The 14573-nt window shown below is 53.1% G+C and carries 13 protein-coding genes and 1 riboswitch; of the genes, 6 read left to right on the forward strand and 7 right to left on the reverse strand.

Features of this window, described 5'->3' with window-relative positions:
- Positions 1–232 precede the first annotated feature (232 nt).
- The 5 genes from FH749_11655 to FH749_11675 all read left to right on the forward strand — a co-directional run bounded on the left by FH749_11655 (position 233) and on the right by FH749_11675 (position 4257).
- Complete coding sequence (locus FH749_11655) at positions 233–751, forward strand: hypothetical protein (GenBank protein MTI96118.1); 519 nt, start codon at positions 233–235, stop codon at positions 749–751.
- Between the two features lie 228 nt (positions 752–979).
- On the forward strand, positions 980–1390 hold the full coding sequence (locus FH749_11660) for an NUDIX hydrolase (protein MTI96119.1): 411 nt from the start codon (positions 980–982) through the stop codon (positions 1388–1390).
- A 629-nt stretch (positions 1391–2019) separates the two neighbouring features.
- On the forward strand, positions 2020–2250 hold the full coding sequence (locus FH749_11665) for a hypothetical protein (protein MTI96120.1): 231 nt from the start codon (positions 2020–2022) through the stop codon (positions 2248–2250).
- A gap of 137 nt (positions 2251–2387) precedes the next feature.
- A complete protein-coding gene (locus tag FH749_11670; GenBank protein ID MTI96121.1) occupies positions 2388–3323 on the forward strand; it encodes a YheC/YheD family protein in 936 nt (311 codons plus the stop codon).
- A 37-nt stretch (positions 3324–3360) separates the two neighbouring features.
- Complete coding sequence (locus FH749_11675; protein ID MTI96122.1) at positions 3361–4257, forward strand: hypothetical protein; 897 nt, start codon at positions 3361–3363, stop codon at positions 4255–4257.
- A gap of 785 nt (positions 4258–5042) precedes the next feature.
- Here FH749_11675 and FH749_11680 read toward each other — a convergent pair.
- From FH749_11680 to FH749_11690, 3 genes are read right to left on the reverse strand one after another with little or no spacing between them, the layout of a single operon-like run.
- The gene (locus tag FH749_11680) at positions 5043–5837 is read right to left on the reverse strand and encodes a heme ABC transporter ATP-binding protein (GenBank protein MTI96123.1); all 795 of its coding nucleotides are present in this window, start codon (positions 5835–5837) and stop codon (positions 5043–5045) included.
- Complete coding sequence (locus FH749_11685; GenBank protein ID MTI96124.1) at positions 5837–6850, reverse strand: iron chelate uptake ABC transporter family permease subunit; 1014 nt, start codon at positions 6848–6850, stop codon at positions 5837–5839. The genes FH749_11680 and FH749_11685 overlap by 1 nt, the downstream gene beginning before the upstream one ends.
- On the reverse strand, positions 6851–7753 hold the full coding sequence (locus tag FH749_11690; protein ID MTI96125.1) for an ABC transporter substrate-binding protein: 903 nt from the start codon (positions 7751–7753) through the stop codon (positions 6851–6853).
- Between the two features lie 124 nt (positions 7754–7877).
- Positions 7878–8056, reverse strand: a riboswitch (cobalamin riboswitch).
- Positions 8057–8482: 426 nt separating this feature from the next.
- On the opposite strand from FH749_11690, the gene mgtE reads away from it, so the two are divergent.
- Entirely contained in the window at positions 8483–9847 is a 1365-nt protein-coding gene (gene mgtE, locus FH749_11695; protein ID MTI96126.1) for a magnesium transporter, read from the forward strand.
- A gap of 42 nt (positions 9848–9889) precedes the next feature.
- Here mgtE and FH749_11700 read toward each other — a convergent pair whose 3' ends face one another.
- The 4 genes from FH749_11700 to glpK form a co-directional block, all read right to left on the reverse strand.
- Positions 9890–10240, reverse strand: coding sequence for a DUF1667 domain-containing protein (locus FH749_11700; GenBank protein MTI96127.1), 351 nt, complete (start codon positions 10238–10240; stop codon positions 9890–9892).
- 11 nt (positions 10241–10251) lie between these two features.
- Positions 10252–11508 carry an FAD-dependent oxidoreductase gene (locus tag FH749_11705; protein MTI96128.1) on the reverse strand — a complete coding sequence of 419 codons (1257 nt, stop codon included), beginning with the start codon at positions 11506–11508 and terminating at the stop codon, positions 10252–10254.
- Positions 11505–12953: an NAD(P)/FAD-dependent oxidoreductase gene (locus tag FH749_11710; GenBank protein ID MTI96129.1), complete on the reverse strand. Its 1449-nt coding sequence runs from the start codon at positions 12951–12953 to the stop codon at positions 11505–11507. The genes FH749_11705 and FH749_11710 overlap by 4 nt, the downstream gene beginning before the upstream one ends.
- A gap of 104 nt (positions 12954–13057) precedes the next feature.
- Positions 13058–14560: a glycerol kinase GlpK gene (gene glpK, locus FH749_11715; protein MTI96130.1), complete on the reverse strand. Its 1503-nt coding sequence runs from the start codon at positions 14558–14560 to the stop codon at positions 13058–13060.
- Positions 14561–14573 lie beyond the last annotated feature (13 nt).

Below are 14573 nucleotides of genomic sequence, written 5' to 3' on the forward strand. Positions count from 1 at the left end.
TAAAAAAACTGTGCAAGGCAGGTAATTTGTTTTTTACGCTGGCCGTGTAACTAGAGGTTTCAGGGTTCATGCATCTCGGACGAGGGACCTGTCCCCCTGTCCGAATTACTTTGCAACGTGCTGCTTGGTTAACCCGGGCAGATTTCTACGCGGAGGACAGATTGGTCAATACCATCGACAGGTGACCAACCAGCCTTCAACTTGAGGATCATCCCAAGAGAGGAGGTGCATGATGCAGAGAAAAATATACCTCTTACTATTTGTGTCCATTCTTGCAATTGCCGTCCTTACGCTGGTATTCAGCTCCCCGGTGGTTGACAAACTTCAGGAAGGCAGTTTAAGTCTCACAAGGTCACGACCCTGGTTTGGCAACAATGATTTCACAGATAATCAGGTATATTATTTAGGTCATGATTTAGTATGGGACGGGATGCTCAACCCCACGCTTGAAAAAATAGAGGTATACTCCAATTCTCAACCCCATTCTGACGATCTAATCGCTGTCTATATCGATACTGTAGGCTCACTGGTTCTGGCCCCGGACCCCTTCCCCCAGGACAGTGAAGTGGTAAACCTGGTGACGCCAGTGGACCATACCATGGATGACAAACGGGCAAAAGTGGTATTCAAATTTGATACTGGCTTTTGGGACGAACTGGGGCAGATGAACCGAGTAGATGTTACCTATAAGGTCCTGGGCAAACAAAAGGTCCAGTCGATTGACATTATCTTGTTTCCTGAATGGCATTAGAGGGAACAGATCCCGCATCCGATTTGACTGCACAGATTACGAAGAATAGGGACAGGCCGCAGAACTTAACGAGGCAGCGCCGATTATAGCCCGGTGCGGAATCGAGGCGCTGACGTCAACGAATGTCAATTCTTCCTAGATTATTATAATCAGATTGCACGCTAAGGGAGGCAGTGCACTTTGCAGCGTATAAGCTGGGTAGTAAGTAAGTCAGGAGGTGAGTATGAGATGATTAGAGTGGATGCAGTATATGCGTTAATTTACAACGAGGATAAAAAGAAAATCCTTATGGTTAATAACAAAGGTGGAGATTGGTCGCTTCCTGGCGGTGCAGTGGAACAAGGGGAAACTTTAGAACACGCAGTTATCCGAGAGGTTATGGAAGAAACAAACTTAACAATTGAAGCTGATGAAATTGTCGCTGTCAATGAAGCAATCTTTAAAGAGAAGGGACATCACGTATTATTTATAACTTTTAAAGCAAAAATCATTGGGGGAGAAATCTCAATTAAAGACACGGAGGAAATTACAGAAATAGAATGGGTAGACATACAGAAGGCTAACGAACTAATGCCTTATCTTCCTAATGGAGTTGATAGCTTACTTAAAGCTTCGTCTCCTTATACATTTCAGGTTTAACTAAACCCTGAACCAAAACAAGCAGATTAGCCATCAAGGGCCAACCTGCTTGTTTTTTCTTACGCCAGCCGGGTGTCGGCCGGCAGCATCGAGACCTGGGGTTTATCCCGCCGGGGATGGCGGAAGATCTCCACCTCGCAGCCATACAGCGCCCGGATGTTGGCGGCTGTAATCACCGTATCTACATCGCCGGTGGTCATAACCCTTCCCGCCTTCATCGCCACCAATCGCCGGGGGCCTCGGTCTGCCAGCGCTTCAGGCAGGGCAGGCGTCCCATGCGCACCACTTCCTCAACAGTGAACTCAACACCCCGGACAGGGGGGCAGGTCCCTTGTCCGGATGGGGAGGCACGTTAGCATAAAAGTAAAACTACACCATAAGCTACTCAATTAAAGCAATGAAAAATCTGTGCAGGGAGGCAATTTGTTTTTTACGCTGGCCGTCAACTGGTAGCTTCAGGGTTCATGCATCCCGTACGAGGGGCCTGTCCCCTCGTCCGAATTTTCTTATCGGCGGCTTCTTAGTTAGTGGTCATGATAAATACACAATGCATATTTGTAGCATGGCCAGGTTTATTTTCGTAAGCTGTATAGATAACAGTTTGAGAAAGTATAGATGGAGGGATATGAATGGGAATTAGATCTTGTCAGTGTCCAGAACGCCTTACTGATTTTATTGGCCAGGAAATAACTGTTGAGACCATGTGTGGTGATGCCAAAACCGGGACATTGGTAGAAGTAGCAGATGACTATATTGAACTGAGTGCTGTTTCCGAGGAATTTGGTCCAATAATAATCCTTGTTCTTTGTTGCTATATATGTTCTTTTGAAGTAATAGTAGCTGGCAACTTTATTGAATAATTCAGGTCATACCGCTGTTAAAAATACTCTCCACAAGAGGAGGGATTGTTATACTAAATCAACTACTAATTGGGCTGCTAGTCAATAATCTTAGGGTAAGGCCAAAACCCTATTTTTTATCTAGTTCGCTAGGAGCCATGGTTTTCTGCTTTAGCCCAGCTGGTATTAACTGGTCAAAAGAAACAATCTCTGGTCTGTATTTTGTGAACGAAGAATGGAAGCGAGCTGTGTTTCCGTTTCCGGATGCGGTGTATAACCGTTTATACAATAAGAAGCAGACCGGAGCCATGAAAAGCTTAGAAAGAAGCATCGGCTGGCAAAAGATTTTTAATAAAGTTACCCATCTAGATAAATGGCAAATTAACAACGCTCTAAGTAGCAATTCGCTACAGGCAAAACTACCGGGTACACAGCTTTATAATAAAGAGAATTTGTTTGATATGCTTGATCACTACCATCATATTATTATCAAACCGCGTTACGGTTGTTTTGGTAGAAACATTTACTGTATTGAAAGTAACAATGACAAGTTTTTTATATATAGGCAAACCACCACAGCGAATTTGGTATTTACTGATCAAGGGGAGTTGTTAAATAAACTAGATAGCCTAATGCAGGGCAAAAAATACATTATCCAACAAAAAATTAAGCTTGCAGAAATTGATGGGCGATTATTTGACATTCGGGTCCTTGTTCAAAAAAACAAACATGGAAACTGGGTTGTTACCGGAAAATTATCTAGAATTGCAGTAAAAAACTTTTATATAACCAACGTCTGCCAAGAAATAAGGCCGGTAACAGAAACCTTGCAGGAGTCTGGGCAGTTTACACCAGAATTAATAGCGGCTGTCGATGCCAGCAGTATTGAAGCAGCTAAATTGCTGGACAAAAAGCTCGGTCATTTAGGCGAAATTGGTATAGATTTTTGCATTGATTATAGAAACAAACTTTGGCTTCTTGAAGTAAATGGAAAGCCGATGAAAAATTTGTTTGAGCAACTAGATAATCAAAGGTTAATCAAGACCGTATATTTCCGCCCTTTGGAATATGCCGCTTTTTTAGCACAGAAATAATCTGGCTGCCCTCATAGTTTATTTGGGAGGTGTTAGGATGATTGGTGTTCAGTGTCCAGAACGGTTAAATGACTGTATTGGACATGATTTAATAGTAGAGACACTCTGTAATAGTTTTACAGGAGAGTTGGTGTCGGTAAATAACAATGAAATTGAACTTCTAATGGAAAACAATAATCTGCAGGTGATTTTATGCAACACAATATGTTCTATTACAATTCTGCCAATTTCAATGATCGACCAACCGTTTTTTGATAACTTTGAAGACTACCCCTTGGGAGATGTAGGTCCTGGCGCCAATGACGGCCCCTGGGCTGGGGCAACAGATGGTTTTGCTTTTGTAGTAAATATTGATGACGAAGGTATTCGTGCCAACACTCCCATTGATCGATTTGGCTTTCAGCTACTTTACTTTGATAATCCCTTTGCGGCAAACAGTCCACCATCAATGGTCATTGATCAAGCCAGTAGAGAATTCAACAGTACGACAGTTGGTTTGGAGTTCCCCACACCGATAATTCTCACTTTTGATATTCGGACGGTACAGACAGAATCTTTAGATCCGGGTATTCATGCCGAAGTAAATATAGGCCGGGCCCGTGCAGGGAGATTTGTGCTTGCAACCAACGGCAATGGTGAATTGCGTGTTGCCCTTTTTTCCGGCAGCCCGCCTGATCCAGTTTTTGTATCCGATCCTTTGGTTTTTGGCCAGTGGTATCGGATAAGTTACGAATTGGATGTAGCTAACAACCGCTATAATTACATTGAAATAGACGGAGAGCGCTTTGACAATAATGGGGCAGGATGGGAAGCGAACGTTGGCGTCTTTGGTAATGATATCCAGCATATACTTTTAATTCAGGGAAGCTCCGATGCAGACCAAGAAGGGATCTATCTCGATAACGTATCAATCTGGGCCCCTATTTCTTGCTGATGGCCGAAATGTGATTTTCCCCCTGCCTTTCCGTTCAAGTAATTGCCTTACATTCTGGACAAGGGACAGTGGTCTGAACCCCTCTATGTTGACAGTTTATTAATGGTAAACTGGGACAGGGAGGGGTTAAAATTGACTAGACATTCTCTTGATGTAAAACTTCAAACTGTCATGATGTACCTGGATAATCCTGAGATGCTTATGCTGACGTTTCAAGAGCAGTTGGTTTAAGCCGTGGCCAAATCCAGAGCAGGGTAGTTGCGTTTATCTTTAACTGCGATCTTATTTCTCCCGATTAACGTATCTGCAAGCGAAGAAGTTTGACAACCTACAGCAAGGATTACCCTCACCGAAGTTAAAGAAAACTGAGACCCGGAAATGCGAACATTGAACACCATCTTAACTTCTGCTCTTGGGCTGTGAACTGGTAGCTACTGGCGCCATACACCCGGTTGGGCGAGAAAAAGGCTACAGCGCCACCGGTGTTATGCATTCTGGAGAGTGGTCACTGTATTATGGATTCACTACCAATGACGAGGTCACAGATGTGGTTGTAAATTTTCAACCAAGAGATACAGATAGTATGGAGGTTGTCGAACTAGAGGTTAAATCCGGATTCTTTGTCCATGCAGTGCGGGCGGATAACCCGGTGCATACTGCTTGGTTAACCCGGGCAGATTTCTACGCTGATGAGAGATTGGTCAATACCATCGACAGGTAGATTTGCCAGCTCAGAAAAAAAACAAGCAGATTAGCCATCAAGGGCCAACCTGCTTGTTTTTTTCTTACGCCAGGCGGGTGTCCGCTGGCAGCATCGAAACCTGGGGTTTATCCCGCCGAGGATGGCGGAAGACCTCCACCGGGCAGCCATACAGCGCCCGGATGTTGGCGGCTGTGATCACCGTATCTACATCGCCGGTGGTCATAACCCTTCCCGCCTTCATCGCCACCAATCGCCGGCAATAGAGGGCCGCCAGGTTGAGGTCATGAAGCACCGCAACAATCGTCACGCCCTGGCTGTTGAGCCGGGCCATTAGGTTAAAAAACTCCTGCTGGTGGGCCATGTCCAGATAGGTGGTGGGCTCATCCAAGAGCAGCACCTTGGGTTGCTGGGCCAGGGCCTGGGCCAGCAGCACCCGCTGGGCTTCACCGCCGCTGAGGCGGGCCAGCTGCCGGTGCCGGAAAGGGGCAATGCCGGTGGTCGCCAGCGCCTCCTCGACAATCTCCGAATCGCCGGGGGCCTCGGTCTGCCAGCGCTTCAGGTAGGGCAGGCGCCCCATGCGCACCACTTCCTCGACGGTGAACTCAAAATCGGTGGCAGTCCCTTGGGACACCACGGCCACTTGCTTCGCCACCTGATTGCGGGAGAGCTTGCTGATGTCCTTATTGGCCAACAACACGCGGCCTTTCTGGGGTCGCAGGTAGCCCGCCAACAAGCGCAGGGCGGTAGACTTGCCCGAACCGTTGGGGCCGATGATTCCGAGGAAATCTCCTGGGGGCACTGTCAAATTCATGTCCTGGAGCGCAAAAGAACCATTATGGCGGAATTCAACATGCTCCATGGCCAACAAAGCGTCCATCAGTTCACCCTCCTGTTCTTGAGCAAATAGAGGAAAAACGGTCCGCCGATTAACGCTGTCACCAGGCCCACCGGCAGGACCTCCGGCGCAATCAGCACCCGGGCGACGATATCGGCGCCGGCCAGGAACACTGCCCCGGCCAGGGCCGCCGCCGGCAACAGATAGCGGTGATTGGGGCCGCCCAGAATCCGCATGGCGTGGGGCACCACCAGGCCTACAAAGCCAATCAGGCCGCTGACGGCAACGGCACTGGCCGCCAGCAGCGAGGCCGACCAAAGCAGGCGGCGCTTAATCCGCTCCACGTCCACGCCCATATAGTAGGCCTGCTCTTCACCCAGGGCCAGGGCATCCAACTCCCGGCCGTGCCAAAAGATGACGCCCGAGCCCAGGAGGACGTAGGGCAGAATTGCCACCACATGGAACCAGGTGCGGCCGCCAAAGCCGCCCATCATCCAAAACACAACCTGCTGCAATTGCTCACCGCTGAAATACATCAGCATCGATACAATTGCGCCCAGGAAAATACTCACCGCCACTCCCGCCAACAGGAGATTGAACACTGGCAGGCGGCCGCCGCTCTTGGCCAGCCAATAGACCAAAAGCAAGGAAAGCAGGGCCCCGGCGAAGGCGAACAGCGGCACAGCCACCGCGCCAAATCCGCTCCAGCCCAAGCCCAGGAGCATTGCCCCGGCGGCGCCGACAGCGCCACCGGAGGAAACTCCCAACACGTATGGATCGGCCAGAGGATTTTTAAACAGCCCCTGCATGGTGCTGCCCGCCAGGGCCAGAGCCATGCCCACCTGCAGGGCAAGCAGAACCCGGGGCAGGCGCAGCTGCAGGATAATTGTCTGCCAGTAATCTTGAATTGTCTCGCCCTGGCCACTTAAGGTTTTTACAATTGCGCCCACGGGAATTTTCACTGCGCCGACGGCGATGCTGAAGATAATCACCAGCAAACAGGCTACCGTCAAGCTAATGAAAATCCCTGCCCGGTTCAACCTCCCCCGGCGCATTTACTCGTACCGTTCCGGATGAATCATTTTCGCCATGGTTTCGACGGCCTCCACCATCCGCGGTCCCGGACGGTTGAAGACATCCTGATCCACATAGTGAATATTGCCGGTTTGCACTGCCTCGATTACAGTCCAACCGGTGCGCTCCGCGAAGTCCTGAACCGTAGCCTCAGAATGGCCGTGGACAATCAGGGCCGGATTGCGCTCGAACAATATCTCCTCGCTGATGGTCGGGTAACGTTCCATATCGTGGGCCAGGTTGCGCCCCCCGGCCAAATTGATCATGATATCGATGAAGGTCTCCTGGCCAGCGGTCATCGGCTCGGGATACCATACCTCATAATAGACAACCGGTTTTTCTTCCTCCGCCACATCGACAAAAGTTTCAACAACAGCCTCCAGGCGGGCCTCCATATCGGCAATCAATTCTTCGCCTTTAGCTTCAGTGCCTGTCGCCTTGGCCAGCAGGCGGATGTTAGCATATATCTCCTCAAAGGTATCCGGATCCAAAGCCAGCACCGGGACATCCAAATCTTCCAGCGCCTCCACAGTCTCCTTGTGCAAACTGGCGGCCAGCACCAAATCCGGCTCCTTGGAGAGCATCAATTCCAGATTGGGCTCGTCAAAAGCACCCATCCGGGGGATATCCAGGGCCGCCTCCGGGTAATTACAATATTCGGTGGCGCCGACAATCCGCTCGCCCACACCCAGGGCAAAGAGAATTTCGGTTGTCGCCGGAGCCAGGGAGATAATTCGCTCTGCCGGCTGCTCCAGTGTAATTTCCCGGTCAAAATCATCGGTCAGCTCCATAGTCCCGGAAACCGGCTCCGTGCGAAACAGTGAACAACCGCTCAGCGCCAGTGTAAATACCAACATGCATACCAAGATAATCTGTTTTTTCATTAGCTTTGCCTCCACAATGAATTGTCCAATTGCAGCAAAAAACCCTGACTTCCAAAGTCAGGGTTAACCTGGCGCTGCCCGTAAATTAATCAACATCCAAGTACCCCCTTTCTCCCGAAGGAACCAGTACTTCCAGACATCAGGCAGGTCTCCTGGCTTCCGGATCAAGCGGTTGCTTCTGCCTTCCCGTTTTTCACAGTGGCATCTGAAGCAACCTCTCCGGTTACAGTGGCGGGACCGCCCGGGACTCTCACCCGGTTCCCTATTCTCCCCATACGGGGCACCTGAAGCCGAATTATGTGGTTGTCATCGCTATTATATCTATGCTGCAGACCAATTGCAAGTGCAAGAAGCGGACAGGGGTCGATTAGTGTTGACCTAATGTTCGGTTTTTGATACAGTGAGTATGGTAACAATATATTCACAGACACTTCGTTAGGTGAGGTTACTTGCATGAGATAGGCTGCTGCCCGGAAATGTCGAGAGACGCCAACGGGTAGAGCAGGCCCCATCGGCTTAAGGTGGGATCTAAGGCAGCTGAGCGCTAAGCTCTATGCATGCAAGAGCCAAAGCTCAACAAGGGGGTCGTGTTTCTGTATGATTGTACACGTATCCCCTTATGGGGATTTTTTTATTGTCAGGGGGTGGTTGTCTTCAGTCCACGGCGATGCTCTTTCCGGATGTTTTTAGTGCAATATTTAGGACAGTATAATAGAGATAAAGGAGGAAATGGCCATGACCGAAAGAATCAACCAACTCCTTACCAACCACCAGTGGGCAGAACTTAAAGATCTGCTTAACGAAGACTTGGGTTTTCAGGAACTTCTGGAGCTGCTGGAAGAGTTTTCACCCCAACAACAGGTGGTGCTGTTCCGGTTTCTGACCAAAGACACAGCTCTCGAAGTCTTTGAATTGATGGACCCCACCAGCCAATCCCAGCTGCTGGAGGCTTTTACCGATACAGAGGTCCTTGAAATGGTTTCCGGCATCGATTCCTCGGACCAGGTTCGCCTGCTGGACGAATTGCCGGCGAAGGTGGCCAAGGAACTTTTGAAGGCGATTCCCCGGGAGGACCGGGACGCCGCGGCTATTCTCATGGGCTTCCAGCCCGGCACTGCCGGCCGGGTCATGTCGCCCCACTACCTGCGCCTGCGCCAGGACGATACGGTGGCGACAGCTTTAGAGCGGATCCGCCGCCTGAAACCGGACCGGGAAATGCTCCTGGACATGTGGGTCACCGACAAGCACCGGGTGCTGGAAGGCGTTGTCACCCTGCGTGACCTGGTGGTCGCCGACCCGGCAGCAAAGATTGGCGATCTCATGGATGATGATGTCGTGTTCGTCACCGCCGACACCGACCAGGAAGACGCCGTCAACATCCTACGTAAATTTGACCTGGTCAGCCTACCAGTTGTCGACTCGGAAAACCGTCTGGTGGGTGTGCTGGAATTTGACCGGGCGCTGGACATCATGCAAGAGGAGGCCACCGAAGACTTGTTGGAAACCGGGGGGTTGCTCACCCTCCAGAAGCGGGAGGAAAATCTCAGCCAGAAACTGATTGGAGGCAGCATCTTCCAGGTGCTCTCGGTGCGTCTGCCCTTTCTCGCCATCACCTTGATTGGCGGCCTGCTGGCCGGTTTGGTAATCAGCCGCTTTGAAGAGGCGCTGGAAACTGTAGTTGCCCTGGCCTTCTTTATTCCCATCGTCATGGACATGGGCGGCAATGTCGGCACCCAATCCACCACAATTTTTACCCGGGGCCTGGTGCTAGGCCATGTGCGCCCCAATGAATTCGGCATTGCCCTGCGCCGGGAAGTACTGCGGGGAATTACAATTGGCATCATTGTCGGCTTTTTTACTGCACTGATTGCCGCCATCTGGCAGGGAGATCCCAGAATTGGCCTGGTCGTCGGACTGTCGTTGGCCCTGACCGTCACTTTAGCTGCCACCTTGGGCTTTTTCATTCCCTGGATTTTGTTCAAACTGGACTTTGACCAGGCGGCGGGCGCCGGTCCCATCCTCACGACCATCAAGGATATTACCGGCCTCTTGATTTACTTCTACCTGGCGGCCCTGTTTATAGATCTGATTTAGACACAAAACTGCGACCAGCTCCGGTCGCAGTTTTTTCATGTCTCAATTTAAATCCCGACTGGCAATGATATCGATCCCCGTCCCAAGGATATTCGCAACCACCACCTGGCCACATTTCACCGGGGCCCGAACCTGCACCTGCCTTAGTGCGTCCATAATCTCGAAAATCTTATCCTTGGGCACCGCGCCCGCGCTGCGCACCGGCAGGCGCGGAAGACCTCCACCGCTTACCTGCACTGTGGTAGTCAACACCCGGGTGGGATTGGTCATTTCCGTTATCCCATACTTTTCGCCCCGGGGGCAGAGGTGACCGCTGACCCGATACCCCGAGGTGCCCGTTGTATCCCGCTGCACTTCCAGCTCACACCCCCGGGGACAGACAATGCAGATCATCTTTTTGGCGCTCACTTGTCTGTCGCCTCCTCTACTTGAACTGTGATACTGTCGGCAGCGGTCAAATCTTCGGCAGCCAGCTTCACCGACTCCATTTCCCCCGGCGCCATATGCAGACGTTTCAGGGATTTTATCACCTTGTCCCCAGATTTCACTTGCAGGCGGGCGTTATTGTAAATATCCGTCACCCGCAGCAATAGCTCGATTTTTCCCGTCAGATTCTCGCGGCATATTTGCTGCGGCACCACATAGCGAACACCGGGTCCGGGGCGGGCAGATATTCTGGCGCCTTTGGCCGCGATCCCTTGTAGATATCGGGCAGCGCCCCGGGCCGCCCGCTGCGCTTCCTCGCTGACCCAGTCGGCGAGATCGTGGACGTGGACCACGTTGCCGCAGGCAAAGATTCCTGGCGCCGAAGTCTCTAATGCTTCAGTGACCACCGGCCCGCCGGTGCGGGGATCCAACTCAATTCCCACCTCCCGGGAAAGCTCATTCTCCGGGATCAGGCCGACAGATAAAAGCAGAGTATCGCATTCATAGCGCTTTTCTGTTCCCGGTAGCGGGCGTAAATTCTCGTCCACCCGGGCAATCGTCACTGCTTCAACCCGTTTTTGCCCCTGGATATCCACCACCGTATGGCTGAGAAGAAGGGGGATGTCGTAGTCGTGGAGGCATTGCACGATATTCCGGTTCAGACCGCCGGAATAGGGCATCAGCTCGGCCACTGCCAGCACTTCAGCCCCTTCTAAGGTCAGGCGCCGGGCCATAATCAGCCCGATATCTCCGGAGCCGAGGATAACCACCTTGCGCCCCACCATATACCCTTCCATGTTCACAAAGCGTTGAGCGGTACCGGCGGTGAACACCCCGGCGGGGCGGGTGCCGGGAATCGCCAGGGCGCCCCGGGTCCGCTCCCGGCAGCCCATGGCGAGGATTATTGCCCCGACCTGGAGTTGCAGCAAACCGTCGCGACTGTTGAGGGCGGTGACACTGCGGTCTTCCGCTATTGAAAGCACCATCGTGTCAAGTTTGTATTCAATCCCTAAGCTGTGCAGTTCATCGATAAAGCGCTGGGCGTATTCGGGTCCGGTCAGCTCCTCCTTGAACACATGGAGACCGAAGCCATTGTGTATGCACTGCTGGAGAATTCCCCCCAGCTCCCTGTCCCGCTCCAGGATGAGGATTTTCTCTAAGCCATTCTTTTTTGCCTCGATGGCCGCCGCCAGGCCTGCCGGGCCGCCACCAATGATAATCAGCTCGTAGTTCATGCCTCTTCCCCTCCTGTCTTGGTGGCGCCGGTGAGAATATAGGAGCCCTGACGATCTTTGTAGATAGACAGCATATCCCGACCCAGCTCCCGGGCGAGGATTTCCATCACCCGGGGCAGACAAAACCCGCCCTGGCAGCGCCCGGCCCCCGGCCGTACCCGGCGCTTGATGGCATCGACAGTGGTGGCCACGGGTTGCCGGTGAATGGCTGCCACAATCTCCCCCTCGGTAATCTGTTCGCAGCGGCAGATTACTCGGCCGTAGCGGGGGTCCCGGGCCAGGAGCGCCGCTTGCTCCGTTGGTGATAGTTCCATGAACACCGGTGACGGCTCCCGTTGGGGCTGAAAGTCTGGTTTCACAGCCAACTCTCCCAACTGTTCCGCCACCAAATCGGCCACATACCGGGCGATTGCCGGTGCTGCTGTCAAACCCGGCGAGGCAATGCCGGCGACATTGATAAAGCCAGGGATTTCGCTTGCGCCCAGCTCAAAATCTCCGTGCTCTGTCTTGGCCCGGAGCCCGGCAAAACTGGTTATTACCTCCCTGAGTGGCAAATCCCTGAACCGCTTGCGCGCATATTCCCGGATATAGTCCAGTCCGGCCGCCGTGGTTTCGGTGTTTTCCGCGCTGTCTGCCGCTTCTGCGTTGGGGCCCAGGAGCAGATTGCCGTGCGCCGTGGGCAAGAGAACTACGCCCTTGCCCTGGGGTCCGGGGACGCCGAAAACCGTCCGCTGAGCGGTAAACCCACCTGCGCTCTTGTCAAAGAGCAGGTATTCACCCCGGACGGGAGTGATGGTAAATGGCGGCGGGGCCAAGAGACGATGAATTTGATCTGCCTGGAGCCCGGCACAATTTATAACCAACCTGGCCGCAAGCGCCTGCCCGCCGGCGTGGATCTGAAAGCCTGCGTCGGATGGCGCCAGGGCAGTGACCGGTGCGTTGAGGAACAAATCCACGCCATTTTGAACTGCATTCTCCACCAGCGCAAGCGTCAACTCCCAGGGCCCGACAATACCGGCGCTGGACGCATAGAGGCCGCCGACGACTGAATCGGCAAGATTGGGCACCAACTGCCGGGCCCGGGCCCGGTCTAGAATCTCCAGCCCCGGAACACCGTTTTCGCGGCCCCGGGCCATGAGCGCTTCCAGCTTGCCCAGTTCGTCCTCAGTAAAAGCCGCCACCAACGAGCCATTGCGCACAAAGGGCACCGCCAGCTCATTACACAAATCCTCATAAAGGGCGTTTCCTGCCGCGCAAAACCGCGCTTTCATGGTGCCGGGTCGGGCATCATAGCCGGCGTGGACAATGGCGCTGTTGGCCCTGGTCGTTCCCAGGGACACATCATTCTCCTTCTCAAGCAAAGCAATCCGCAGCGCATAACGGGAAAGCTCCCGGGCAATTGCCGCGCCGGAGATACCGGCGCCGATTATCGCCACATCATACATATCAAGTCCTCCTTATAGGTAGATAAAAAGCCACGCAAATTCACCTCTGCTTGCACACAGGCATTTTGCGCGGCTTCTCCATTTACTCAGCCAAAAGTATCAGATTACTGTCCTTCCCAGTCGCGGGAACGGCCGACTGCCTTCTGCCAGCCCACGTAGAGCCGGCTCCGTTCATCTGCGGCCATCGCCGGTGTAAAGCGCCGGTCGGTCTGCCACTTCGTGGCAATCTCCCCCCTGCTCTGCCAGAAGCCCACGGCCAGGCCGGCCAGGTAGGCGGCGCCTAGGGCTGTGGTCTCGGTAATCATTGGCCGTTCCACCGGCACGTCGAGGATGTCGGCCTGGAATTGCATGAGGAAGTCATTGGCCACGGCGCCACCGTCCACCTTCAAGGTCTGGAGGCTGATGTCCGAATCATTCTGCATCGCTTCCAAGACATCCCGGGTCTGGTAGGCAATCGACTCCAGCGTCGCCCGGATGATATGCTCGGCCTTGGCGCCCCGGGTGAGGCCGACAATTGCCCCCCGAGCATACATATCCCAATATGGCGCCCCCAGGCCGACAAAGGCCGGCACTACATAGACGCCGTTGGAATCCTTGACCTTGGTCGCCATGTATTCGCTGTCCTCGGCGTCGCGGATTATCTTCAGCTCATCCCGCAGCCATTGAACGGCGGCGCCGGCAACAAAGATACTCCCCTCCAGGGCATATTCGACTTTATTGTCGACGCCCCAGGCAATGGTGGTTAAGAGACCGGATTGGGAAGCGACCGGACGGTCGCCGGTGTTCATCAGCATGAAGCAACCGGTGCCGTATGTGTTCTTGGCGGATCCGGGTTCAAAACAGGTCTGGCCAAAGAGTGCGGCCTGTTGATCGCCGGCCGCCCCGGCAATGGGAATTTCGGCACCGCCAAATGTATCCGCTGCGGTGTGGCCAAATACTTCGCTGGACGCTCGGACCGCCGGCAGCATCGCCGCGGGAATGTCCAGGGCCGCAAGAATCTTCCGGTCCCAGTCCAGGGTTTTAATATTAAAGAGCATTGTCCGGGAGGCGTTGGAGTAATCGGTGACATGGACTTTGCCCTTGGTCAGATTCCAAATCAGCCAAGAGTCTATGGTGCCAAAGAGCAATTCACCCCGCTCTGCCCGCTCCCGGGCCCCTTCCACATTATCGAGAAGCCATTTGACCTTGGTCCCGGAAAAATAAGCGTCCACCACCAGGCCGGTGTTTTCCCGTATATACGCTTCCAGCTCGGGTGTGGCCTTGAGCTCATCGCAGATATCCGCTGTCCGTCGGCATTGCCAGACGATGGCGTTGTGGATCGGGCGGCCGCTGTTTTTATCCCAGACAACGGTGGTTTCCCGCTGGTTGGTGATGCCAATGGCGGCAATCTCCCGGGGGGAAATCCCGGCTCGTTCAATTGCTTCCCGGGCCACACCACTCTGGGTGCCCCAAATTTCCATGGCGTCATGCTCCACCCAGCCCGGTTTTGGGTAAATCTGGGTGAACTCAGTCTGGGCAACGGCAACACTCCTGCCTTCATGGTCGAAGAGAATTGCCCGGGAACTGGTTGTGCCCTGATCCAGGGCAAGGATGTATTTTTTGTCCATGCTTCCCCTCCTC

This window comes from Bacillota bacterium, from assembly GCA_009711825.1.
GTDB lineage: Bacteria > Bacillota > Proteinivoracia > UBA4975 > VEMY01 > VEMY01.